Here is a 23,479-nt window from a genome sequence, read left to right on the forward strand (position 1 = left end):
TACTCGAAAAAGTCAAGCGCTGGTGGGAGAAGGTAAATTATTATTGGATATAGAAAAATCTACAGGGATGATGGGAGTGGTTGTCCCGTTCGGCTTGCCAGAATCAGGGTCTGGTTGGTAGACTTGGATGCGATCGCGCCCAACTCTTTTTGCTTGGTAGAGGGCTTGATCCGAGGCGGCAATCAAAATTTCCGCTCCCGCTTCCGATGCCGGAACCATACTTGCTACGCCCAAACTGACGGTGACGTACTCACTCACCTGGGAACCAGCGTGAGGAAGCTTTAGGGCTGCGATTTTAACCCTGATGTGTTCGGCGACCTTCACAGCGCCTTGGATGTGGGTATTGGGCAAAATAACGGCAAATTCTTCGCCACCATACCGAGCCACTAAATCGGCGGGGCGATCGACTGCATGGCTAATGGCACTAGCTACTTGTCGCAAACATTCGTCTCCCCCTGGATGACCATAGGTGTCGTTATAACTTTTAAAAGAATCAATATCACACAGAATTAGGGACAGGGGCGTCTGTTCCCGCGACTGTCTGCGCCACTCCATTGCCAGATATTGATCGAACCGGCGACGGTTTGCTAGCTGGGTGAGGGCGTCCAAAGTGGCTAAGCGTTCTAATTTTTGGTTGGCCTCTTGCAACTGCTGATAAAGTTCTGCTTGCTTGATGGCGATCGCCAACTGGGCCGCCAGAGAAGACAGTAATTCCACTTCCAACTGCATCCACTGTCGGGGGCTGCACTGGTGGGCCATCAGCAGCCCCCACAAATCCTCCCCTTGCACCAGTGGCACGACTAAATAAGCTCTGACATTAAATTGTGCGAGCAAATCAATTTGATATTGTGGTAAATCGGCGGCGCAGATATCGGCGATTGGTCGGATCGCCCGATGTTGGTACGCTTCCAAATAAAATTCGTCAAAACAAAAATTTTCCAGGGTTTCTCCCAGCATCGGCTGGCAGTTAGCAGCTACAGATTCCACTGTCACCGCGCCCGTTGCCGGCGTGGCGCAGGCATTGCCAGTACAGGGGTTAAAGCGGACGATCATCACTCGATCGGCCTGCAGAAACTGGCGCACTTCGTTGACAGTCGTGTGCAGCACTTCGTCCAAATCCAAAGACTGGCGAATGTGCTGAGTAATGGTTGCCATCAACAGTTCCCGTTCGTTCTGCTGTCGCAGCGCTGCTTCTGCCCGCTTGTATTCCGTGATATCTTGAGCAGTACCAAAAATTTGTTTGGGTTGGCCCTCGGTGGTGCGGGCAAAAACTTGGTCGCGACAGCGAAACCAGCGCCATTGGCCCGATCGATGTTGAAGCCGATACTCCAATTCCAAAATGCTGCCATCCTGGGCCGAGGGAAATTGTTCCAGGTGCTCTTCCAGTGTCCGCAAATCCTCTGGGTAGACGAGACAGAAACAGAAAGCCGTTTCCATCTCTAAAATTTCTTGGGGAGTGTAGCCCAGCAATTTCAAGGCCTGACCGTTGACGTAAACGTTGCGCTGTTCGGTCAGGTCGTAGATATATAGTAAATAAGGTGCCACGTCAGCAATCTGCTGGATGAAGTGCTGGCTCGATCGCAATTCTTCCTCCACCCGCTGACGTACTTTCACTTCTTCCAAAGCCTGATCCCGCATCGCCCGATAACCTTGAATCCGGTGAGTGAGCTCCGTGACGTCCTGAATCACCAACAAGGCGTAGAATGATTGGGAATTGGTCGGTGGCCATGTCAGTGAAGCCCGATGGGACGGAGAGTTATCTAACAAAACATTGTTTCCAGCGGCTTGGAGTTCGATCGTACCTTCTGCTTCCCACTCAACATTTGGGACAACCAACTTTCCTATCTCCAATTCTGCGATGCCATCCTCTTGGGCCGGCACAGCCGTCACAGTAGTTTGCTGGATGCGCTGCTGGCCGTCTTGCCAAGTTGCCGGAATCAGGTGTTTGTGAATTTGAGAAGAAAAAATTGTTGGTGGACCTCCTGCAAAGATTTGCTGAAAGCGAGTTGCGTACTTTAGCTGGTTTAAATGAGGAAAATGCGTTGTGATTTTTGTACCCAACATTTGACTGCGGGGAATTTTCGTCCAGTCTTCCAAACAGGTATTCCAAAACAGAACCACAAAATCATCTCGCAGCAGGCAAGCGCCGACTGGTACGCTGTCGAGAACCCCAAACTTTTGCTCAATAGTTTTGCTCTCCTGGCTCATAGACCCCCGGCAAGTTGATTGATAGCAGCCAACAAGGTATCAAAAGAACTGACATTGAAAATGAGGATAATATCTCCTTCAATGTGAAGCTTTTCAATAATGAAACGAGTCTGGGCTAATAAAACGACTGTATCGGCTGTCAAACCGCCAGATACTAGCAAAGTGGCGATCGTCCCTTCCATGTAATTGGGAATTGAGTAGTTCAAGCGCTGCTGAAGTACATTGCTGATAGCACCCATAACCCCGTTGATTACAATATTTCCCACTTCACTTAGCGTACCAATTTTCACCGAATCTAGGTCATGAGTTCCGGCTTCTTCCCCAGTTAGCATCGTCACGAGGGTGGCGGCGCTGTTGGTAGGAAATACTAGCTGAGCAATACCTCCAAAAGAGCCTGTGAATTTTAGCTGCACGGCGGCGATTTGCTCGCCGTTGAGGTGTTGCTCTAACTGTACTTGTACATCGTTGGGAGTCAGGATTTGGAGGTAGGGGATTTGCAAGCGAATGGGGGAGTCAATCATGTCGTTCAAGATCCCTGCTGCTTGACCAATCCCGATGTTGACGAGTTCCTGCAAAGCATCGAGCTGTCGAGCGGTCAATTTCATGGGGCGCTCTCCTCGCTGGCACTGAGAGCTTTTTTGATCCACCCAACCAGTTCGTCGGAGTTGGGCATTTTGTGAATGACTGCGAGGGCTCCGAGTTCCATACACTCTTCGCGGGTGGTGGATTGGATGTCTGCGGTAATTACGATCACAGGAACTTTAATTCCTTTCTCCCGCATAGCTTGCAAGACTTCCCTACCTTCCATGTCTGGCATTAGGAGATCCAACAGCATACAGTTTGGGGTCTGAGTATCGAGCAGTTCCAGAGCTTCTGGGCCACTCGATGCTTCCCAAGTCTCGTATCCTTCTGCTCGCAAGATTTTGCAGATTACCCTGCGAGTCAACCACGAATCTTCGACAACGAGAATTGATGTCACTACGTTTTCCTCCTTCAATTGTTTATGACTAACCAGCTTGGCAGGTACTGCTTTTATTTTGACAGTATTTTATGCAGGGGCGTCGCGATCGCGACGCCCCTGCATAGCTAAAAAACTCTCTCTACATTAGTGGACCAAGCAGGCTAACAGGAATAAATATATCCATCATATAGTGAGGGGTTCTCCACCCATCGAGCTATTGGGAAGCTTAGGCGTTGAGATTTGAGAACCGGATGACGGCCGGCTCTGTTCTTGATATTTATCCCTGTATTACGATCGCGGTTTAGACTAAAACCACATCTACAATTATCTTGCTTAATTTGACAATCTCCCGAATTCCCTAGGCTAAATTCGGGAGATTCTTAAGAATCCAAATACAGATTCTCTGGTTCCTCTAGCAATCCTGAACCCATCCTCAGTAAAGTTTAACCACTTTCTAGCAAAGGACAGGGCAAACATTCCCAAATTGCGGTATTTACCTACTTGTGCTATGCAAACCTTGTTTTATGACTCCCAGTTTTAGGTATCGGCAATATTATCAAACAAATAACAAAAAACCCGGTTTCTTGATGAAGCCCGGTTTACACGATGTATTTTGCTGCTGAAAGCTTGGGTTAACTATAGCTGACCAACCGTTTGCGAAGAGATTCTACTCGTCGTTTTGCCGTCGCATTGTCTGGCTCGTGTTTTAGGACTTCTTCGTACATTTCTAAAGCTTGAGATTCTAATTTTTTACGCTCGTAGGAGTGGCCCAAATTATTGATCGATGTGACGTAGCCGGGCTGCAACTTAATGGCTTCTTTGTAATAACGGATTGCTATATCGTACTGTTCTTGACCGAAGTGTGCAAAACCGAGAGCGTTATAAATTATCGCTGCATTTTCTGCACCTTCTAAATCTTCTGATTTCAGGGCTTTTTGAAATAGCAATATCGCCTGGGAATAAAGACTTTTATCTAGATAAATACTGCCCAATTGGTAGTATTCCTGGGCTGTTCCCTTCTCTTTCGTCAGCTTTGTTTCTAAGCGTTCCAGGGACATTTCCCGCTTGCGAGTTTTGAATATCTGGCTGACTATAAACCAGGAAGCACTGCCTAGTATGAGTAGCAAGACTGACAAGTAAATAATGAGTAAATTGCTATCCATGCTTTTAAAATTTGGTTGGTATTTGGTTTTTTTTATGTATTTGAATGCAATGAAAATCCTTGATATTTGCCGAATAACTTGTACTAAAAACCGGGAAATGGCTGACGTAGTTACCCAGGATAGCGCTCTCAAAAAGCAAGAATCTAGAAGTAAGAACAAAGAAGGAAAAGCGGTCTCAATCTCCTAGATTTATCTAAGAAGTCTTCCTTCTCTGGCAGATAACTACATCCTTCTTACTTCTTATTTCTGCCTTCGGAAAACTATTCAAGCTTTCACGATGCGGCTGACTTGGCCATTTCCACGACTTTGCCAAATGTTGCGGGGTCAAGGATTGCCATTTGTGCCAACATTTTGCGATTGATTTCAATGTTTGCTTTCTTCATGTTGCCGATGAGTTTGCTATAACTCATGCCGTGCAAGCGAGATGCTGCATTGATCCGAGCAATCCACAGGCGGCGGAAGTCGCGTTTGCGTTTTTTGCGATCGCGATAACCGTTACGCAGGGCCTGCATCACCCGTTGGTTAGCTGTGCGGAACTGTTTCGACTGTGCGCCTCGGAATCCCTTGGCTAGTTTGAGAATTTTTTTGCGGCGCGCTCTAGCGACATTACCGCGTTTTACCCGTGTCATCTTTGATTACCGTTAAACTTTACAAGTATGGAAGCATTAACCGCACGTTATCGTCGTTGGTCTCGTCGATGACGACCAATTTAGACAAGCGACTTTTGCGGGCTGAACTTTTGTGGGAGAGCAAGTGGCTTTTGTAAGCTTTGCGGCGCACAATTTTACCGGTGCCGGTCGCTCTAAAGCGCTTTGCGGCTGCTTTGCGAGTTTTGAGTTTTGGCATGGACTGGTGTTATTTGGACACAAGCTATAACCGTATCACGTTTGTGGTACTTTCTGCAAGCTGGATTTATGGCGATATATTCAGGATGGGCCGATCGGCAGGCTCTTGCGGTTGTTGGGCGCAGTTGACATCTAAAATTACAGAATTATGAACACATTTCACTTTTGCAGCCCTCAGCCTCCAGATTTACGGTCTCTGACTATTAAAGGTGAGCGGCTAAGATTAGTGGCCATCTCTGATGAATTTGAACAGGATATCTTTCAAGAGTTCACCAGTGAAATTACCTCTATATGTTTCCATCACCTGCTGAAGATATTGAGAGAACACGCAGCTTCATAGTCGAAGGAATTGAGTGGCTGCGGACGCAATTATGCCTGATGAGATATAATAAAAATAACTTATTGAGGGGGAATTCATGGTGACGGCAGCATCCAACAAACAGTCAGCAATCATTCGTACAGATCGGGGACTGACGATCGCAGAAACGCGCATCACGCTCTACGATGTGATGGATTACGTGACTGCCCAATACCCACTCAGGTTCATCCGTGGTCTTTTCAATCTAACCGATGAGCAAATTAACGCGGCTGTAGCCTATATTGAGACAAATCGCGCTGAAGTTCAAGCCGAGTATGAAATTGTGCTGAAGGAAGCTGAAGAACTTCGGCAGTATTACGAAGAGCGAAATCGCGAGCTGATTGCCCGACTTGCCACAAAGCCACCTAAACCAGGTATGGAGGCTGCTTGGGAAAAGCTTCAAGCACAGAAAGCAAAACATCAAGCTCAGTTGGAGCTCCACGCATGATTTTCCTGGTCGATCATAATCTTGAAGGACATACTCTACTTTTAGCAGGTAATATTGCTAGCCTTGGTTGGCTGGATCTGCTACCGATTCGCTTTATAACTTTTGAAGAAGTTGCATTATCCGTTACGAGTGATGACAGAGTAGTTTGGCGGTTTGCACAGACAAATCAAATGATCTTGCTAACAGCCAATCGGAGTATGAAAGGTAAGAATTCTCTAGAGAAAGTGATGCGTGAAGAAAATACATCAACTTCATTGCCCGTTGTCACTATTGGAGATGCCGATCGAGTCTTGACCGATCCTGATTATCGCAATCTTTGTATCGATCGGCTGATTGAGATTATCTTTGATATTGATGACTACAAAGGTTCAATGAGACTTTTCATTCCATGAGACTGTTTATTACTGAACTTGGCGCTGCTCTCGATACAAGCGGAGGGCGTAAACTCCGGCGGCAGTTGACTGCAATTGTTTAATTACCGCTGCCATTTCGATCGGCAATTCTGCAATTTTTGATACCATAACAGGATGTTCCGGTGGCAGTAAAACCGGAGCGGCCAGGGCTGCAAAAGTTATGTCTGCTGCGGATATTGTATCGCCCAGTAAATAGGTTTTGCCGCCTGCTAATCTTCGATCGACAATCTCAAAAATTTCTTGGATTCCTTGCAGCGCCTTGGCTGCGGAATCTACTGTTATGTTGTAGCGTTGCCGTATTGTACTGCTAAGGAACGGAAAGATTATTTCAAACCCAAGACGCTCAAGTTGAGGCGTACCGCTGCACCAACCAGTTCGCATTGTTTCGCGATCGCCCGATCGATAAAAATATCCCCAATTGCGAGTATCTGCTCCCAGTCTAGCATCAAATAACTCTTCAAGTTCTTCGACTTCTCGGCGCAATTCAGGCTCTTTTGGATACAAACCGTGGCTTTCTGGATTGAGAGTATCGAGGTAATGCAAAATATCTGTTGAATCAATAAAGTTCCCAGATTTGGCAACTAAAATGGGAACGCTGCTTCCTCCGTGTTTGCGGGTAGCCCAGAGGTGAAAAGCTGGTACGTGTCTTTCTTCTATGTAGGGGATTTTTAGTAAATCCAGGGCCCACCGCACTTTTTCGCAGTAGTGACTGATGGGGATGGTGATGAGGCGGACAACTTCGGTATTGGCAATGGTTGAATGATGATTCATTGAATTAATTTAGTTGTGTAAATGTTGGCAGACTTATCGGTCTTTTTTAGAGAATAGCAGAGCCATTACCCCAAAGTTATGCCTTAACCACCTTGGCGGTTGCTATAATGGCAAGGGGCCGATCGCCAATTAATTTAAAATTTAACTTAAAGCCGATAACAAATAACAAATTTAACAAATTCAACAAAAAAAATAGGCTAGCCATATTTCACAGCGCCTATCTCAATCAATGTTTTTTAAGGGTTCACCGCAACGCCGTCTTACCTCAGCTTTTGACCTGGTATTTTACCAGGTGGGCACCGTTGGCTCGGACTTAAAGTTTCTGGGTACAAGCCCAGTTTACTGCTGTCCAAACATCTTGATTCCCGAAAGTTAAGAGTTATAGATCAAAAAAACATTATTGGCAGTCACCAACGTCGCAGTAGAACCTGTATTTAATATATACCAACTAACTGGATTTTGGCAACTGTGCCATCGATCTAATTTGCCTTCCAGATAGATTCAATGGTTTGAGCGATCGCCTCTGCTGGCGATCGCCCATGCTCCAACGCTTCCCGATCCAGCAAAACAGTAACGTGACCCAGTTTGCGGCCCGGACGCGATACTTTCTTACCATACCAATGTACAAAAGTACCCTCTATTTGTGCCAGTTGTTTTCGTTTTTCTGAATAATCCGACTCAGCCGATTCATAGCCGAGTAAATTTACCATCACAGCACCAGCAGAGATTAAATCGCAATTGCCTAAAGGCAGTTGACAAACTGCACGCAAATGTTGTTCAAATTGTGAAGTTTTGCAAGCATCGATGGTAAAGTGTCCCGAATTGTGCGTGCGCGGTGCAATTTCGTTTACCAATAGTTGATTGTCGGCGGTTAAAAATAGTTCAATGCCGAATACGCCCACAGCTTGTAAACTATTGAGGAGAGTACGGGCGATCGCAGAAGCTTCGGCTTCGAGATCCAAACTAATCCGGGCCGGTGCAATCGCCAGGCGACAAACCTGATTTTCTTGCTGAGTTTCGACGATCGGGTAAATGGCAATTTCACCCTGAGCCGATCGAGCAGCAATTACAGCCAACTCGCGATCGAAAGGCACAAACTCTTCCACCAACAAAGCCACACCTTTGAGATTAATACAAATCGACTCCAGACTCGCTGAATCTTTAACCACAAAAGTACCTTGGCCATCATAACCGTGGCGGCGAACTTTGATAACCAAGGGAAAATCCAATGGCAAATCCTGGCTACAATCCCATTGCCAAAACCTAGGAATTGGCAAACCCAAATCTTGTAAATAACAGCGCTGCACGTACTTATCCAACAACGGATAGAGAGAGGACAAACTAGGCTGAAATAAAACACCTTGATTTTCTAGTGTCCGCAAACCATCCAAATCCACAAACTCATTTTCAAAAGTAATAACATCAGAGCGATTGGCTAATTCAGCGGTAGCATTAACATCATCAATTGCCGCCAAAACAGTATCACTAGCAATAGAATTTGCCGGGTCAGTAGCCAGGGGAGTTTGCACCACCAATTCAATACCCAGCTTACTAGCAGCAGACCCCATCATCCAAGCTAGTTGACCGCCGCCGACAACACCCACCCGCTTAATTTTAGGAGATGTACTGGCAGTGGATGGAGTAAATTTCATCTGACTAATTTTCAATATGTTAACCTGACTATTTTATAACAAAAAGTAACGACATAAATATCCTGTAGGGGCGGTAACACCAACAATAGACATCTCCTAAAAAGACAGTCAAAAACAGGCAGGCGGTGTCCTGCCCTTCGACTCCGCTGACTGAACCGCGAAGCGTCGCCCTGAGCGTAGTCGAAGGGTCGAAGGGATGCCTATTCCACAACAATTATGGGAGATGTCTATTGAATCTAAGAATCAGCCCAGCACCCACGATCTAGGAAAGTTTTTAATCCTGGCACTGGTTGACCCATCTCTAACAGCAGCCAATCCCGGACGATCGAGAAAAGTGCCACATCTAGCAATTCCCTAGCGCCAAGCATGGCATAATTGAGAGCACTGCAAAAAGCAGATAGATAAGTACCAACACTGCAAAGTGGCCATTCAGGCACAAAAATTATAGGTGAGGATGCTGTGAAAGTTTTGGTTGTGGGGAACGGAGGTCGCGAACACGCGATCGCAAAAAAACTGCTCGAATCAACGCGGATTAAACAAGTCTTCTGCGTACCAGGCAACGGCGGCACAGCTACCACCAACGGCTGCCAAAATTTGTCACTCAACATCGACGACTTCCAAGGCATGGAACGCTTTGTGATGGTCAACAACATCGGACTTGTCATCGTCGGGCCCGAATTGCCCCTATCACTAGGGATCGTTGACTACTTCCAACAGAAAAAACTTATGGTTTTCGGCCCTACCAAAGCCGGAGCCCAAATTGAGTCGAGCAAATCCTGGGCGAAGGAATTAATGCTCGAAGCAGGAATCCCAACACCCAAAGCAGCCGTATTTACCAACCCAGAAGCAGCCAAAGCATACGTTGTTGAACAAGGAATCCCGATCGTCATCAAAGCAGATGGACTGGCATCAGGCAAAGGAGTCACCGTTGCCACCACTGTCAAAATGGCATTAAGCGCCATCAACACCATTTTTCGCGGCGAATTTGGCACCGACAACATCCGAGTCGTAGTAGAAGAATATATAACAGGTCAAGAAGTATCGATTCTCGCCCTCACCGACGGCATTACAGTAGAACCCCTGGTCCCCGCCCAAGACCACAAAGCCATCGGCGAAGGTGACAAGGGAGCCAACACCGGGGGCATGGGAGCCTACGCACCAGCACCGATTGTCACCCCAGAGCTCATGGACAGGATTCAAACAGCAATTTTGGAACCCACCCTCGCAGCTTTGCAAAAACGCAAAATCGACTATCGCGGCGTACTCTACGCAGGTTTAATGATTACACCCGAAGGAGAACCCAAAGTCTTAGAATTTAACTGCCGCTTTGGAGATCCCGAAACCCAAGCCGTGTTGTCTCTACTGGAAACCCCCCTGGAAGACTTGCTGCTAGCCTGCTGCGTGCAGCGTTTAGGAGATTTTTCGGACATTCGCTGGAAGTCCGGGGCTTCGGTTTGCGTCGTTTTGGCATCTGGGGGTTATCCGGGAAATTTCCAAAAAGGCAAAACTATTACAGGCATTGAGGAAGCCGAAGCCAAAGGTGCAGAAGTCTTTCATGCCGGCACTCAGTTGAAGCAGCAGCAGTTAGTCAGCGACGGTGGTCGGGTTTTGGGTGTCACTGCTGTGGGAGAAACTTTGGAACAAGCTATTGCTAAAGCTTACGAGGCGGTAGATTGTATTCAGTTTGAAGGGGTCTACTGTCGGCGCGACATCGGCCGTCGAGCTTTGCCCGACAAAAATTAATTAGGAATTTCGACCTCGGCCACTTGCGGGAACTCAAGCAATCTCAAAGTAGAAGTGTCACAATAAATCTGGGTTCTTTTCAGTGGCGGCAGTGTACTCATTCAGTGTACAAAGGCTGAGGAAAAGCCTCTTTATTTAATTCTACTTTAAATTTTTAACTGGTAAAATGTTGGCCATACTAAACAAAATCGGAGAAATTATTGCTCGCTGGTGGTCGGAGTTTACCCTCCAGACTCGCCTGATGGCCGGTGCTACCCTCGTAGTTTCCTTAATTATGAGCGGCCTGACATTCTGGGCTGTCAATACTATCCAACAAGATGCCAGACTTAATGATACCCGCTACGGTCGTGACCTGGGCTTGTTGTTATCGGCTAATGTGGCTCCCCTGATTGCCAAAAACGACCGCTCTGAGGTTGCTCGTTTTTCCCGTCAATTTTATAGCAGCACCTCTAGCGTCCGCTATATGCTCTATGCTGACGAAGCAGGGGATATTTTTCTGGGGATACCTTTCTCGGAATCGGAGGTGCAAACTTCCTTGACTCTGCGACGTCAGATTAAACTTCCCGATAGTTTTATCGCTGATATTGAGGCGAGAAATTTAACTTCTGTGCCTTTGGTGCGACAACACTTGACTCCTGATGGAGAAGTTACTGATGTCTTTGTTCCTCTAATTCATGAAGATAAATATTTGGGAGTTTTGGCGATCGGGATTAATCCCAATCCCGCTGCTGTCGTCTCTTCTAATTTGACCAGAGATGTCACTTTAGCAGTATTTGTGACTATTTGGGTCATGGTAATTTTGGGTGCTGTATTTAATGCGCTGACGATTACTCAACCAATTAAACAATTAGTTTTGGGAGTCAAAAACATTGCTAGTGGAAATTTTAAGCAGCGAGTAGACTTGCCTTTGGGTGGAGAATTGGGCGAGTTGATTGGCAGTTTTAATGAGATGGCTCAGAAACTGGAAAGTTATGAAGAACAAAATATTGAAGAACTAACAGCGGAAAAAGCTAAGTTAGAAACTTTGGTTTCAACGATTGCTGATGGTGCTCTTTTATTAGACGCCAATTTGCAGGTGATTTTAGTTAATCCGACGGGTAGGCGGATTTTTGGATGGGAAGGCAAAAATGCGATCGGAATTAATGTCCTGCATATTTTGCCTGCGGAAGTGCAGCAGGAATTGGCGAGACCCCTTCACCAAATAGCTGGGGGCGATCGCGAAGGTGGCGAATTTCGGATCTCGATGAGCGAACCCATAAACCGCACCATTCGGATTGTCTTAACTACTGTAATTCTCCACAAAGCACCAGGCACAGAATCTCTCTGCAAAAGCTGTATCCGCGACGATGAAAATACCTGTAATGAACCGGAACGCCCGGAGGTTTTGGAATGTACTTTCTACGAACAAACATCGAAATATCAAGGCTCTGGTCAATATCGGGAGAGTCTCAAAGGCATTGCGATGACCGTGCAGGACATCACGCGGGAAGTGGAACTAAATGAAGCTAAAAGCAATTTTATTAGCAATGTTTCTCACGAATTGAGAACGCCTTTGTTTAATATCAAATCTTTTATTGAAACTCTCTACGAATACGGAGAAGACCTTCAAGAAAGTGAGCGGCGGGAGTTTCTGGAAATTGCTAATCGAGAAACCGATCGACTAACTCGGTTAGTTAACGATGTGCTAGACTTATCGCGGCTGGAATCCTGTCGAGTTTATCAATTGGACGCAGTGGATTTGTCTCAAGCTGTGGAACAAACCCTACGCACTTATAAATTGAATGCGAAGGATAAAGGTATTGAACTGGAACAAGATGTTGACCCGAATTTGCCCTCGGCTTTAGGTCATTACGATTTGCTGCTACAAGTATTGGCAAATTTAGTGGGAAATGCTTTGAAATTTACTTCTGCGGGTGGTAGGGTTGCTATTCGAGCTTACCTGCTAGACCCTCAGACTGAAAACCACAATGATACTGCTTCGGGACACCACAACCTATCATCGGAATCACACAATTTTCCGGCGGTGCGCATCGAAATTTCTGATACTGGGATTGGGATAGATCCCGAAGACCAACAGGCAATTTTCGATCGCTTTTTTAGGGTAGAAAACAGAGTTCACACTTTAGAAGGAACTGGTTTAGGTCTTTCTATTGTGAGAAATATTATTGACAAGCACCATACTAAAATTAATTTAGTTAGTGAAGTTAATGTGGGTACTACTTTCTGGTTTGATTTGGCAGTTTATCAGCCGAAAAAAACCTTAGAAATTGAAAATTCTTGGCCAGTTGAGGTAAAAATTGAGAGTGAAATAAGTTCTAGTCATGTTATTTGAAAGAAGTCATTAGTCATTAGTTATTGGTTAAATGAGGTACGCCTGGGCATCAGAATGCGATCGGAGCGTACCTCACTTGTTTTAGAACTGCTAGGCATTATGTAGTTATTGTAACAACAGTCAACAGTCAACTGTCAACTAACTACTAACTAAGGCTTTTTTTAGCACGTTCGGCTCTTTCTTCTGCGGTATCCATCACGTCTGCCATCTTCTCCACTATTTCTCCTGGATAATTTTCCAAAATCCGGGTAGAAAGTGAAATTCTGCCCCGGCTTTCATCGAGGTCAATCACAATTGCTTTGAGAACTTGACCTGGGGAAAACACCTGGGAAAGGTTTTCAATATATTTTTGGCTGACTTGCTTGATGTGCAGCAAACCGCTAATTCCTTCCATGTCTATAAACACGCCGAAAGGCTTAATGATGCTGACTTTTCCTTCTACTAATTGACCGATTTGTAACTGACTGAAGGCAGAGGATTGAGTTGCTAGGCGCTGGGAAAGTACCAGTTTTTGTCGCTCTTGGTCTATTTCCAAGAAGCTGACAGTCAAAGCTTGACCAACCAGGGATTCTATGTTATCTCGATCGATTAAGTGCGATCGGGGAATAAAGCCACGCATTCCCTGGACATCCACCGTCACCCCCCCCTTATTTGCGCCCGAAACCCGCACCTGAAGGACTTTACCGCTTTCCTGCAATTCGATTAGCTGTTCCCACGCTTCCTGAATTTGTAGCTGTCGCAGAGACAAAGTAACTTGGCCATCTGCATCTTGTTCGCGGATAATTAAAAAATCCCGTTCCTCTTGCAAAGGCACGACTTCCGACAAATTCGCGATGGTTCTCAAAGCAGCTTCTTGGATGGGTAAAAACGCCGAAGACTTGCCACCGATATCAACATACGCACCATTTGAGTCGTGCTCCAAGACTTTTCCACGCACAACTTGTCCCTTCTGAAACTCGTAATTGTGCTGTTCAAGGGCTTTTGCAAAATCGTCCATTGAAAAGGATGCTTTTGCGCTTTGAGAACCGGTAGATTTGGAATTCATGTAAGTTTAGTTGTCAGTTATCAGTTGTCAGTTGTCAATTGTCAGTTGTCAGTTGCCGTACCCTGAGCGTAGTCGAAGGGTTAGTTGTTAGTATAAAATTCTCCTCATTTCCCCATCTGCCACTCTCTCATTTCTAAACAGGTTGAAGTTCCAGTCGAAATAGTTCCTTCACCTGTTCCCACGATTCGGCTGCTGCGGTAGCGTCATAACTGCCGCGGTGGTTGCAGAAGAAACCGTGATCGGCATTGTAGCGGAAAATTCGGTGAGAAATATGCTGTTTTTCCAATTCTGTGGCAATTCGATCGACTTGTTCTGAAGGAATGCTGGCATCTTGAATGCCGTAAAAGCCGTAGAGAGTGCCTTTAATCTCTGCTGTGCGAGTGATGGTGGGGGGGGCACCACGGGGGGTTTGGGTGGCGATGCCAGCACCGTAGAATGAGGCTGTAGCCTTGATTTCCGGTAAGGTGGCGGCGAGGTAGGCTACGTGTCCGCCAAAGCAGAAGCCGATGCAGCCAAAGTCTGGTTGGTTCACAACTGGCAAGGTTTTGAGGTAGTCGATGGTGGCTTGGATGTCGCTCAGAAGTTCGGGTGCGGTAGTTTGTTCTTTGTATTTTCTGCCGATTTTGATGTCTTCGGGGGTGTAGCCTGTTTCAAAGCCGGGGGCGAGGCGTTGGTAAATGGCTGGGGCGATCGCCACATAGCCCTCTTTTGCTATTCTTTCGGTAACTTCGCGGATGTGCGAGTTGACTCCAAATATTTCTTGAATGACGATGACTGCGGGAAATTTTCCTGCTGCTGAGGGTTGGGCTAGGTAGGCGGCGATTTGCAAATCGCCGTTGGGGATTTTGACGTTAGCTGTATGAATTTCTGAGTTGGTCATTTGTGAATGAGATTTTTGTTATTGAACCGCGAAGGCGCGAAGAACGCGAAGGAAGAAAAGAGTAGTTTTGTATGAATATTTTTCTTATTATACCAAGATTTTGGGATGAAGGTTTTTTTGTTTTGGGACTCTGGGTGTCTTGGCGGTTGGTTAATTTTACGACACCACGTTATGGGGAAATTTTTGTTTCAAAACTGGCATGATTGGACAAGGCTTGAGTTCTTGCAAATTATCGGGTTTGTTCCAAGTGAAAGGGCCTTTTTTTTCGGCTGCCATCCACAGCAAGCTTTTGGCTCTTGTCATGGCTACATAGAGCAATCTAAATTCTTCTGCTGTTTTCAAATATCCGGCTTGTTCCCAGGCTTGACTGAGGGTTGGAAAAGCTTCTTTTTTGTGTAAGCTAGCTCGGATTTGTGCTCTGGCTACTTCTGCTAAGGTAAAATCTCCTAAAAATTTCGCTTGTGGTAAGACTCGCAAACTTCCGGGTATAATTTGGTCGTGTAGAAATGGGATGAAAACGCAATCCCAATCTAATCCTTTTGCTTTGTGCATGGTAATGATTGTTAGTTGACCTTTGCTGGTATAGCGTTCTTCTATTTTCTCTTCTGCTTCCACTGGTTCAAATCTTTCGGAAGTGACAATTTCACTGAGCACACCCAACATATTGCTCATTGAATTGTTGCCAATAGTTTGGATGGCGACTCGTTCTGCTAATTTTTCGGCTGTGGCTAATTCTGTTTGGTCGTATTGCAGTGCTAGGGCTAGAAATGAGATGATGTGATTGGGTGGAAGTTCGAGGCGTGCTTGCAACAAACCGCAGCAAAAGTAGCGACATTTAAGTACAGGGTCTAACTGTTTTGGGTCGAGGGGACCTGGGTACAGAAATTGCTCTGGGCTAGTAGCTAAAGCATTGTAGTCTTGTTTGGGTATGAGTTGCCGATCGCTCAAAATCTTGAGTGCTGCTTTTAGGTAGTCTGGTGAGTGGGGGCGATCGAGAAATTGCAGTAGTGTTAAGATTTCCCAGGGTACTTGGGAATGCCGATCGCGTTCTCCGACATCTTCTATCTTAATCCCATATTTTTTTAAATCTACGCTTAATCCATATTTATGAGGATTTTCTAGCACCTCTTTGATTAACTTTCCTTGTTTGTTTTCTCTCACCAAAACAGCCATCGACTTGAGATTTTCTAAGGGTAATGTTTGCTGTGCTTTTTCCTCTCTCACATCCCCTAACTCTTCAAGTTTATTTTCGGTAACTTTCCATTCAAAATCAGTAGGTAAAAATTCCTCTACTAACTGAATAACTCGCTTCCCAATTAATTCGATGCTTTCGTAAATATCGCGAGGAGTGTACAATTCTAAGCCGCGACCAAGGGGTTCGGGGTTGGCATTTATTTGCTGGTCATCGCTGCCAACAGCTTGAATATCTTGCTCGCGAAATGGCGGTTCTGTTCCCGCTAATTCGGACTCATTTACCCATTTCAAAATAAAGTTGGCTGCATCTATAATCACCTGACTACTGCGACCAGCTACATACATTTTGGCCAACTTATTTTGACCTTCGCATTCATCACAAAAGTCGTTAAAATAAATCGGGTCTGCGGGTGTGAAAGTAGAATTTATCGCTTGATTTGGGTCGCCAACTCTGATAAAATTTTCCGCTAATTCTGGATGTTCTGGATCTTGAGCTAATGTTTTCAAAAGCTGAGTCTGTAAAGGTGTAGAATCTTGGGCTTCGTCTTCAAAAACGGCAAATACTTGTTTTTGCTCGATCGCCCTTGCTCTCGGATTCTCTAACACTCGCAAGGCTGCTAAAATCATTTCGTCGTAATCGATAAAATCCCGACTCTTCAACACAGCCTGATATTTCTGATATAAACCTCCTGCTACAGCTAAAATTTCATAACTGTCTCCCGCAGACATAGCTCCCATTTCTAACAAATCTTCAGGAAATAAACCTGAAGATTTGGCTTCGTGAATTACAGTGGTAGCTAACTGTGGCAAAATCTCTGTTCGTAAAACAGACTGTCGTCGCATTCTCTCGGTTTCCTCACCATCAAATTGCTGTCCTTCTAACAAAATTTGATATCTGCGGGGATGTTCCGCTATCCAACTTTCTACACAGGCGCGAATTAAGCGGTGACTTTGAGTGGTATTAACTAAAGTTGAATTTTCTAAATTTAAACCAGATAAATCAGGATGCCGCCTCGCAATATTTAATGCCAAACCGTGTAAAGTGTTGACAACAAAACCGCCTTGGGGTAAAGACAACTCTTTCAATCTGTCGCGGATTTTAAGTTTAATATTAGCAGCAGCCGATCGCGTAAAAGTCACTACTACTAACTGACGGCGGCTGTGAAGTTGATGGCGGGCGATCGCAATTGCCGACGCAGCAGCCATTCCCGTAGACTTCCCAGCCCCAGGCACCGCCGAAACCGCAAGGGGGCCACCTTGCCAATTTGCCATGTCTTTCTGGGCGTCACGCAAGCTGTCGCGAATCTTCTGACAAGCTTGTTCTCGCAAAATGGATGCTAACTCCGATCCTGATTGTGAAGTAAACAGGCTCTCGGGGCTCTTGATACCAGTAATTGAGGAAGTAAAATTAGGATCGAATTCGTCAGTCATGGGATTTTAGATAGGAGATTTTAGATGATAAAAATATTTTTAACGCTCTACCGTTTCAATTTCTGTATCAGCTATCCTGAGACTATTGATTCCCGCTTAAGCTAAAACCACCATAACATTTAATACCCACAGGTTTTTAGAGGACAAACTACCCATGCAAATTTACCTTAAAACCAATTCCCAGCCACCAGTAAAGCAAAGTCGGAACGGATTAAACAAAAGCACAACTCGCTTTGCCCTAGTCGCATTTTTAACTTTATTCTCTACCATTGCTTTGCCTAGTTGTGGTACTCAACCCACCAGCCAGGAAAACCAAGTGGCTGCTGGCGCTCCACAAGCTTCTCCGGCACCCCCAGCAACCAGAGCAGAATCATTAGTAACAAAAATGGCTGCTGCACCAAAAGATGCCAAAGATGTCAAAGCAGAAACTCCTACCACTCGTCCTCAACTGATTAAAAAAGCCGAACTTGGTGTAGTTGTCAAATCTATTGATGCTAGCACTAAATCTGTGACTAATATTGTCGAAAAACAGCAAGGTGATATCTTGGGTTTCCAAAGCGAAAAGCCGCCCGATTCTAGTATCCGACAAATGGCAACTTTACAGATTCGCGTGCCTCAAGAACGATTGGAAACTACTTTAGATAGTTTAGCAAAACTCGGAACCGTACAGAATCGCGCTCTGACTGCGGAGGATGTGACTGCTCAGTTGGTGGACAATGAAGCTAGACTGCGGAATCTGCGTAAATCGGAGGAAGTGGTATTAAAAATTATGGACCGTTCTGGTTCTGTGGGTGATGTACTCAAAGCTGCTCAAGAATTGACCCATATTCGGGAGTCTATCGAACGGATTGATGCTCAGTTAAAGAGTTTGCGAAATCAAGTGGCTTATTCTACTATTAGTCTCACTTTAGAAGCAGCAGTATCTTCTCAACAAGTTCCAGAACCTTCTCTTGGTTTGCGGATTCAAGAAACTTGGGGGAAAGCCACTCATTCTGTAGGAGAATTAACTTTTGGTTTGTTTGATTTAGGTATTTGGTTGTTGGCTTACACTCCTTATTTTTTGGTGATTGGAGCTGCGGTTTATGGTTTTAAGAAGTTTAATAAACCACAGTCTGTTCCCAAAATAGAGGAACAGAAATCCCTTGATTAGTCCTTGGTTATTAATTTTAAGAACAGGCTTTCCGGCCTGTCCTACTCGTTACCAGGCTCTGCCTGGTAATGCAGATTCGGAGGCTCTGCCTCCAATTTCGATCGCAGCTTTTCGAGGCAGATCCTCTGGATCTCGGTTCCCAGGCAGAGCCGGGGAACCAGTTAAATTTTAAGAACACGCATTTTTAACTAATCTACTCGTTACCAGGCTCTGCCTGGTAATGCAGATTCGGAGGCTCTGCCTCCAATTTCGATCGCAGCTTTTCGAGGCAGATCCTCTGGATCTCGGTTCCCAGGCAGAGCCTGGGAACCAGTTATAACCAACAAATAACAACTAACTATTAACTAATCATCTATTTGCCATCCATCTTTGGTGTAATCTTCATCCAAAATCTTTTTCGGACGCATCACCAGCACAACTCGTCCTAAAATCTGAATATCCGGTGCTTCTTCAAACCAGTACAATTCCAAATTGCCACCGTTATCTGCCAGGAAATAACTATCAGCATCCCATTGTCTTTGAGCTCGATCGACAATAATTAAAATTTCTTCAATTTTGCCTTGCAGTGGCACTGGCAGTCGATCGCTCATTTCTAGAACCGCTACCGGATCTTCAGCATTCAAAATCACTTGCCAGCCCGGAATTGCCACCCAAGCTCCCGCTCCCGAAAATTTTACCATTCTCAATGGTCCAATTTCTTCTAGCAAAGGCACTGCCTGTAAATCTGTCACCGAAAGTGGCAATTTACCCACAACCGGGAGCATCCGGGGTAGTTGTTCCTCTGTGTCGAGCCTGTAAACGGGCAAACGGGGGGCAGAACGTCTCCGAACTACGGTAAAATCTACTAGCAACTGCTCGATTTGTTGTCGGGCGCTGTTGCTGCTAGCTAATTTTAAACCTCGCGCAATTAAGCGCGATCGCTCTTGCAAGTCACTGTTTTGTCTGGCTAATTGCCAGCACTGGTAAGCCATGGCATCGCCAGCAGTATCTGTGAAGCCTTGGGGCAGACTTCCAAAGCGTGAAAACTCCTTCATGGCTTTAGCGACATCACGGGCGTCGTCAACGTCCAAATTGTGGGCCAGTATCAACGCCGCCGCTGCCGCCCTTTCTGCTTGAGACAGAATCCGAAATTCATACAAAATATCGCTACCTTTTGCCAGAAAGTGCGATCGTACTTCTTCGGAAGCCCCAGCAGTTATCATGCTAGTGTAGACTTGGGCTGCAACGCTGACCTGATTTTGCTGAATTGGCTCAAAACCAGTTTCTTCAAAAATTCTTTGAGAACTGTAGCCAGCTTTTTGCAGTGCTGTACAGGCTTGTCCCCAGTGTACCCAGCCACCTTCTTTGCGGCGGAGCGATCGGACTAAATTTTCGAGTTCCACAGCATCAGCAGAGGGTTGAGATGCGGGCCCGGATGAATCTTGCGGTGTATCAGTCATAATTGGATCGAAAATAAAGGCTCTCGTTAAGTGTGATTGAGTACCAGCAAGGATCGTATTCTGGCAAAGGTTAGACTTTATAGTAAGTGATATATGAGACTATTGTTACACAATAGTTCCTCGCCTAAATTTACAGACGGGAGTTTATCGTATTGTTATGGATAGTGCCATTCCCGAGCTAGACCAAATTAAACGCCAGCTCATGACCTTAAACCGACCGAAAAAGCCAAAAATGTTGGTAGTAGACGACGAACCAGACAATCTGGATTTACTCTACCGCACTTTTCGACGCGATTTTAACGTACTCAAAGCAGAAAGCGGAATTCGTGCTTTAGAAGTATTGGAAAGCGAAGGCGAGGTTGCCGTCATCATTTCCGATCAGCGGATGCCAGAAATGAAGGGAACCGAGTTTCTCAGCAAAACTGTGTTTCAGTTTCCGAACACGGTCAGGATTATTTTGACTGGTTTTACGGATATTGAAGACTTGGTAGATGCGATTAACTCTGGACAGGTTTACAAGTATATCACCAAGCCTTGGGACCCGAACGAATTGAAAATGGTAGTCCAAAAAGCTGCCGAAACTTATGAAGTTCTTAAGCAGCGAACTGAGGAATTGCGTCGCGCCCAAAATCAAATACAACTTTTAGCCACTATCATGCAAACGGCTTTGGAGTATCCGAATTTGCCAGCAACTTTAGACCCCATCGCTACTGCTATCAGTGATAATTTTTTGGCGGACACTTGCATTTTGCAACTGGTGGAAGCCAATGTTTTAGTCCCTGTTCAAGGTGGTCATACCAGCGGTGGTGCTCTGGAAAATTGGCTAGCAGATGACCCTCTAGCTAGGGAGGCGATCGCTTCTCAAAATATTCAGGCTGCTGTGAATATTGCAACGGATGCAAACCTAGCTAGCCTGCCACACTATCAGCAATCTGCCATTAAATCCCATCTGAGCATCCCCGTGGTTCACGGAGGTCGATCGATCGCCCTGATTTCCCTCCAGTGGAAGCAGCCTTGTACCCTTCGCCCGGACGAAGTGACAACTGTTCACCTCGCAGCTCAACAAGTTGCTTTGGTAATGACAAGTTTTCAGGGTCAGTAGTCAGTAGTCAGTAGTCAGTAGTCAGTAGTCAGTAGTCATTGGTGATGAGTGATTAGTGATGAGTGATTAGTGATGAGTGATTAGTGATTGGTTATTGGTTATTAGTAACAATCAACAACTAACCAATAACAACTAACCCATAACAACTAACCCATAACAACTAACCTATAACAACTAATCAATGACCAATAATTCCGAAAAAATTAAAACCATATTTAATCGCATTGCACCAATTTACAATCAATTAAACGATTGGTTGAGCTTGGGGCAGCACCGAATTTGGAAACAAATGGCGGTGAAATGGAGTAATGCCCGCCCTGGCAATACTTGTTTAGACTTGTGTTGCGGTAGCGGGGATCTAGCTCTACTTTTATCCCAGCAAGCAGGCCCTAGCGGTTCTGTCTTTGGAGTGGATTTTTCACAAGAACAATTGGCTGTTGCAGCCCGTCGCGATCGACCTTTTCTCACCCCCTCAAGTCCTATCACCTGGGTAGAAGCTGACGCGCTAGACTTGCCTTTTCCCGACAACTATTTCGACTGCGCCACAATGGGTTACGGCCTCCGCAACGTAACTGACATCCCCCGCAGTCTTCAGGAATTGCATCGCGTACTCAAGCCTGGCGCCAAAGCAGCTATTCTCGACCTCCACCGCCCCAACAATTCCCTGATGCGGAGTTTTCAGCAGTTTTATCTCGAAAGTCTCGTCGTGCCGATCGCTCAGCAATTTGGCATGACCCAAGAATATGCCTATATCAATCCTAGTTTAGCAAAATTCCCGATGGGTTCGGAACAAGTGGCGATCGCACACCTTGCCGGATTTACCAACGCCACACACTATCCTATTGCTGGAGCTATGATGGGAGTATTGGTATTAGTCAGTTGACAGTTGACAGTTGACAGTTGAAAGTTGACCGTTGACCGTTGACAGTTGACCGTTGACCGTTGACAGTTGACCGTTGACAGTTGACAGTTGTGATTACTAATTCCCAATTCCCAATTCCCAATTCCCAATTCCCAATTCCCAATTCCCAATTCCCAATTCCCAATTCCCAATTCCCAATTCCCAATTCCCAATTCCCAATTCCCAATTATTGATGAACCCATCTGATATTTGGCTGTTTTTTGCCCCACCTGTAGTGGGAGGAATTATTGGCTATTTCACCAATGATATAGCTATCAAAATGTTATTTCGCCCCTATCGAGCTATTTATGTCAAAGGGCGGCAATTACCATTCACTCCCGGCTTGATCCCCCGCAACCAAGAGCGCTTAGCCAAGCGAATTTCGGACACAATTATGGGCTCGCTCCTGACACCAGAGGAGTTACAAAAATTAGCCCGTCGCCTTTTACAAACCGAGCGAATGCAGTCGGTGATTCTCTGGCTATTGCAGTTAGCCTTGGATCAAGTTAAAGCAGATGCAGAGCAAAAAACTGCTAAAATTCTCGCTAACATTCTGCGAGATTTGCTAGGGGAATCAGTACCACGAATTCTCAAAATTTTGGCGCGACGGGAAGATTTTTTAGAAGCTCAGTTAAATCAAATTTTTGACCAAGTTTTGCTGGAAATTCAGCTAACCGAAGCTCAGGCTGGTCAATTGGCTGATTGGCTGTTACAGGTAGTAATACCGCCGGAAGTGTTGCGGCAGACTTTGATTGACTTTTTGACCGATCGCAATATTTCGATCATCGATGAAGGGTTTCGAGAAAAAACCAGCGGTACTTATTGGGTAGTCGCCAATTTGTTTGGTTTACGGAACACTTTAACTCGACTGCGAACTTTTTGTCTCGATGACAAAGAAGCGACAAATCAGCGCTTAGCAGAATTAACTGTGGCTTTGGGAATTCGCGGGCGAATTCAGGAGTGGCTGCAAAACTTGTCCATGCAAAATCTACCAGTTTCGACAGTGCGACAGTTACGAAAAACTATGCGGGACAGCGTTCGCAGTTATGTTCAAGAACGGGGTATGGAGGTACTTCAGGGCTTGAGCAAGTCTATTGATTGGGAAAATATTTCTAAGTTAATTCTGAGTAGATTGCAGACTTCAGCAGTGATGAGTGCTTCCCTAGAAATGGTCAGCCAAGAACTAGCTTTGGTTTTAGAGCGGTATCTGGAGCGGGATTTAGAAAATATTGTAGCTCAGGCGATCCCTATTTTAAATATCGATCAGGTGATTGTCGATCGAGTTAAAGGTACTTCTCCTGAAGACTTGGAATTAGCAATTCAGGGCATTGTCAAAAGCGAGTTGCAAGGAATAGTCAATTTAGGTGGAATTTTGGGTGTTTTGGTCGGCTGTTTGCAGACTGTTGTGCTGTTGGTACAGCGATGATTTTTTTTGATGATTGT

The 23,479-nt window shown here is 45.5% G+C and carries 22 protein-coding genes and 1 other RNA gene; 9 read left to right on the plus strand and 14 right to left on the minus strand.

Going from position 1 to position 23,479, the window contains the following annotated elements:
- Nucleotides 1–12: 12 nt before the first annotated feature.
- From P2A85_RS16055 to rpmI, 6 genes are all read right to left on the minus strand, one after another.
- A complete protein-coding gene (locus P2A85_RS16055) occupies nt 13–2,208 on the minus strand; it encodes a diguanylate cyclase domain-containing protein (RefSeq protein ID WP_377473762.1) in 2,196 nt (731 codons plus the stop codon).
- The gene (locus P2A85_RS16060) at nt 2,205–2,813 is read right to left on the minus strand and encodes a chemotaxis protein CheC (RefSeq protein ID WP_377473764.1); all 609 of its coding nucleotides are present in this window, start codon (nt 2,811–2,813) and stop codon (nt 2,205–2,207) included. Before P2A85_RS16060 ends, P2A85_RS16055 begins: the two co-directional genes overlap by 4 nt.
- Complete coding sequence (locus tag P2A85_RS16065; protein WP_377473766.1) at nt 2,810–3,187, minus strand: response regulator; 378 nt, start codon at nt 3,185–3,187, stop codon at nt 2,810–2,812. The genes P2A85_RS16060 and P2A85_RS16065 overlap by 4 nt, the downstream gene beginning before the upstream one ends.
- A 614-nt stretch (nt 3,188–3,801) precedes the next feature.
- The gene (locus tag P2A85_RS16070) at nt 3,802–4,332 is read right to left on the minus strand and encodes a tetratricopeptide repeat protein (protein WP_341737949.1); all 531 of its coding nucleotides are present in this window, start codon (nt 4,330–4,332) and stop codon (nt 3,802–3,804) included.
- Between the two features lie 272 nt (nt 4,333–4,604).
- Nucleotides 4,605–4,961, minus strand: coding sequence for a 50S ribosomal protein L20 (rplT, locus tag P2A85_RS16075; protein WP_340520188.1), 357 nt, complete (start codon nt 4,959–4,961; stop codon nt 4,605–4,607).
- A gap of 19 nt (nt 4,962–4,980) precedes the next feature.
- On the minus strand, nt 4,981–5,178 hold the full coding sequence (rpmI, locus tag P2A85_RS16080; RefSeq protein WP_293245916.1) for a 50S ribosomal protein L35: 198 nt from the start codon (nt 5,176–5,178) through the stop codon (nt 4,981–4,983).
- A 415-nt stretch (nt 5,179–5,593) separates the two neighbouring features.
- On the opposite strand from rpmI, the gene P2A85_RS16085 reads away from it, so the two are divergent.
- Both P2A85_RS16085 and P2A85_RS16090 read left to right on the plus strand, forming a co-directional pair.
- Complete coding sequence (locus P2A85_RS16085; protein WP_340550273.1) at nt 5,594–5,983, plus strand: DUF433 domain-containing protein; 390 nt, start codon at nt 5,594–5,596, stop codon at nt 5,981–5,983.
- Entirely contained in the window at nt 5,980–6,375 is a 396-nt protein-coding gene (locus P2A85_RS16090) for an ACP S-malonyltransferase (protein WP_340550274.1), read from the plus strand. The genes P2A85_RS16085 and P2A85_RS16090 overlap by 4 nt, the downstream gene beginning before the upstream one ends.
- A gap of 9 nt (nt 6,376–6,384) precedes the next feature.
- Here the strand turns inward: P2A85_RS16090 and P2A85_RS16095 are convergent, their stop codons facing one another.
- The 3 genes from P2A85_RS16095 to P2A85_RS16105 form a co-directional block, all read right to left on the minus strand.
- Complete coding sequence (locus tag P2A85_RS16095) at nt 6,385–7,167, minus strand: glutathione S-transferase family protein (RefSeq protein WP_377473770.1); 783 nt, start codon at nt 7,165–7,167, stop codon at nt 6,385–6,387.
- A gap of 240 nt (nt 7,168–7,407) precedes the next feature.
- A non-coding RNA gene (ssrS, locus tag P2A85_RS16100) (6S RNA) lies at nt 7,408–7,595 on the minus strand.
- 51 nt (nt 7,596–7,646) lie between these two features.
- Nucleotides 7,647–8,819 carry a 5-(carboxyamino)imidazole ribonucleotide synthase gene (locus P2A85_RS16105; protein WP_377473772.1) on the minus strand — a complete coding sequence of 391 codons (1,173 nt, stop codon included), beginning with the start codon at nt 8,817–8,819 and terminating at the stop codon, nt 7,647–7,649.
- A gap of 223 nt (nt 8,820–9,042) precedes the next feature.
- Here P2A85_RS16105 and P2A85_RS16110 point away from each other — a divergent pair, with 223 nt between their 5' ends.
- The 3 genes from P2A85_RS16110 (at nt 9,043) to P2A85_RS16120 (ending at nt 12,894) form a co-directional block, all read left to right on the plus strand.
- A complete protein-coding gene (locus P2A85_RS16110) occupies nt 9,043–9,177 on the plus strand; it encodes a hypothetical protein (RefSeq protein ID WP_377473774.1) in 135 nt (44 codons plus the stop codon).
- A 101-nt stretch (nt 9,178–9,278) separates the two neighbouring features.
- Nucleotides 9,279–10,562, plus strand: a complete 1,284-nt coding sequence (gene purD / locus P2A85_RS16115; protein WP_377473776.1) for a phosphoribosylamine--glycine ligase — start codon at nt 9,279–9,281, stop codon at nt 10,560–10,562.
- A gap of 166 nt (nt 10,563–10,728) precedes the next feature.
- A complete protein-coding gene (locus P2A85_RS16120) occupies nt 10,729–12,894 on the plus strand; it encodes an ATP-binding protein (protein WP_377473778.1) in 2,166 nt (721 codons plus the stop codon).
- Nucleotides 12,895–13,039: 145 nt separating this feature from the next.
- Here P2A85_RS16120 and P2A85_RS16125 read toward each other — a convergent pair whose 3' ends face one another.
- From P2A85_RS16125 to P2A85_RS16135, 3 genes are all read right to left on the minus strand, one after another.
- Nucleotides 13,040–13,939: a S1 RNA-binding domain-containing protein gene (locus P2A85_RS16125; RefSeq protein WP_377473780.1), complete on the minus strand. Its 900-nt coding sequence runs from the start codon at nt 13,937–13,939 to the stop codon at nt 13,040–13,042.
- Between the two features lie 133 nt (nt 13,940–14,072).
- The gene (locus P2A85_RS16130) at nt 14,073–14,819 is read right to left on the minus strand and encodes a dienelactone hydrolase family protein (protein ID WP_377473782.1); all 747 of its coding nucleotides are present in this window, start codon (nt 14,817–14,819) and stop codon (nt 14,073–14,075) included.
- Nucleotides 14,820–14,975: 156 nt separating this feature from the next.
- Nucleotides 14,976–17,444, minus strand: a complete 2,469-nt coding sequence (locus P2A85_RS16135) for an ATP-dependent helicase (RefSeq protein WP_377473784.1) — start codon at nt 17,442–17,444, stop codon at nt 14,976–14,978.
- 154 nt (nt 17,445–17,598) lie between these two features.
- Here P2A85_RS16135 and P2A85_RS16140 point away from each other — a divergent pair, with 154 nt between their 5' ends.
- Entirely contained in the window at nt 17,599–18,594 is a 996-nt protein-coding gene (locus P2A85_RS16140; RefSeq protein WP_377473786.1) for a DUF4349 domain-containing protein, read from the plus strand.
- 344 nt (nt 18,595–18,938) lie between these two features.
- Here the strand turns inward: P2A85_RS16140 and P2A85_RS16145 are convergent, their stop codons facing one another.
- Nucleotides 18,939–20,033, minus strand: a complete 1,095-nt coding sequence (locus P2A85_RS16145) for a RuBisCO accumulation factor 1 (protein WP_377473788.1) — start codon at nt 20,031–20,033, stop codon at nt 18,939–18,941.
- A 157-nt stretch (nt 20,034–20,190) separates the two neighbouring features.
- Between P2A85_RS16145 and P2A85_RS16150 the strand changes: the two genes are divergently transcribed.
- Nucleotides 20,191–21,135: a response regulator gene (locus P2A85_RS16150; protein WP_377473790.1), complete on the plus strand. Its 945-nt coding sequence runs from the start codon at nt 20,191–20,193 to the stop codon at nt 21,133–21,135.
- Between the two features lie 181 nt (nt 21,136–21,316).
- A complete protein-coding gene (gene ubiE / locus P2A85_RS16155; protein ID WP_377473792.1) occupies nt 21,317–22,018 on the plus strand; it encodes a bifunctional demethylmenaquinone methyltransferase/2-methoxy-6-polyprenyl-1,4-benzoquinol methylase UbiE in 702 nt (233 codons plus the stop codon).
- Here ubiE and P2A85_RS16160 read toward each other — a convergent pair.
- Nucleotides 22,011–22,223 carry a hypothetical protein gene (locus P2A85_RS16160; RefSeq protein ID WP_377473795.1) on the minus strand — a complete coding sequence of 71 codons (213 nt, stop codon included), beginning with the start codon at nt 22,221–22,223 and terminating at the stop codon, nt 22,011–22,013. The genes ubiE and P2A85_RS16160 overlap by 8 nt on opposite strands.
- Nucleotides 22,224–22,229: 6 nt before the next feature.
- On the opposite strand from P2A85_RS16160, the gene P2A85_RS16165 reads away from it, so the two are divergent.
- Nucleotides 22,230–23,462, plus strand: coding sequence for a DUF445 domain-containing protein (locus P2A85_RS16165; RefSeq protein WP_371117560.1), 1,233 nt, complete (start codon nt 22,230–22,232; stop codon nt 23,460–23,462).
- Nucleotides 23,463–23,479 lie beyond the last annotated feature (17 nt).

Origin of the sequence: Microcoleus anatoxicus (genome assembly GCF_042465725.1) — a bacterium.
Classification (GTDB): domain Bacteria; phylum Cyanobacteriota; class Cyanobacteriia; order Cyanobacteriales; family Microcoleaceae; genus Microcoleus; species Microcoleus anatoxicus.

Excerpts from the sequence above, each read along its gene's own strand:
- P2A85_RS16055 (WP_377473762.1), bottom strand. The coding sequence starts at position 2,208 with ATGAGCCAGGAGAGCAAAACTATTGAGCAAAAGTTTGGGGTTCTCGAC.
- P2A85_RS16060 (WP_377473764.1), bottom strand. The coding sequence starts at position 2,813 with ATGAAATTGACCGCTCGACAGCTCGATGCTTTGCAGGAACTCGTCAAC.
- P2A85_RS16070 (WP_341737949.1), bottom strand. The coding sequence starts at position 4,332 with ATGGATAGCAATTTACTCATTATTTACTTGTCAGTCTTGCTACTCATA.
- rplT (WP_340520188.1), bottom strand. The coding sequence starts at position 4,961 with ATGACACGGGTAAAACGCGGTAATGTCGCTAGAGCGCGCCGCAAAAAA.
- rpmI (WP_293245916.1), bottom strand. The coding sequence starts at position 5,178 with ATGCCAAAACTCAAAACTCGCAAAGCAGCCGCAAAGCGCTTTAGAGCG.
- P2A85_RS16085 (WP_340550273.1), top strand. The coding sequence starts at position 5,594 with ATGGTGACGGCAGCATCCAACAAACAGTCAGCAATCATTCGTACAGAT.
- P2A85_RS16090 (WP_340550274.1), top strand. The coding sequence starts at position 5,980 with ATGATTTTCCTGGTCGATCATAATCTTGAAGGACATACTCTACTTTTA.
- P2A85_RS16095 (WP_377473770.1), bottom strand. The coding sequence starts at position 7,167 with ATGAATCATCATTCAACCATTGCCAATACCGAAGTTGTCCGCCTCATC.
- P2A85_RS16105 (WP_377473772.1), bottom strand. The coding sequence starts at position 8,819 with ATGAAATTTACTCCATCCACTGCCAGTACATCTCCTAAAATTAAGCGG.
- P2A85_RS16110 (WP_377473774.1), top strand. The coding sequence starts at position 9,043 with ATGTCTATTGAATCTAAGAATCAGCCCAGCACCCACGATCTAGGAAAG.
- P2A85_RS16120 (WP_377473778.1), top strand. The coding sequence starts at position 10,729 with ATGTTGGCCATACTAAACAAAATCGGAGAAATTATTGCTCGCTGGTGG.
- P2A85_RS16125 (WP_377473780.1), bottom strand. The coding sequence starts at position 13,939 with ATGAATTCCAAATCTACCGGTTCTCAAAGCGCAAAAGCATCCTTTTCA.
- P2A85_RS16130 (WP_377473782.1), bottom strand. The coding sequence starts at position 14,819 with ATGACCAACTCAGAAATTCATACAGCTAACGTCAAAATCCCCAACGGC.
- P2A85_RS16135 (WP_377473784.1), bottom strand. The coding sequence starts at position 17,444 with ATGACTGACGAATTCGATCCTAATTTTACTTCCTCAATTACTGGTATC.
- P2A85_RS16140 (WP_377473786.1), top strand. The coding sequence starts at position 17,599 with ATGCAAATTTACCTTAAAACCAATTCCCAGCCACCAGTAAAGCAAAGT.
- P2A85_RS16145 (WP_377473788.1), bottom strand. The coding sequence starts at position 20,033 with ATGACTGATACACCGCAAGATTCATCCGGGCCCGCATCTCAACCCTCT.
- P2A85_RS16150 (WP_377473790.1), top strand. The coding sequence starts at position 20,191 with ATGGATAGTGCCATTCCCGAGCTAGACCAAATTAAACGCCAGCTCATG.
- ubiE (WP_377473792.1), top strand. The coding sequence starts at position 21,317 with ATGACCAATAATTCCGAAAAAATTAAAACCATATTTAATCGCATTGCA.
- P2A85_RS16165 (WP_371117560.1), top strand. The coding sequence starts at position 22,230 with ATGAACCCATCTGATATTTGGCTGTTTTTTGCCCCACCTGTAGTGGGA.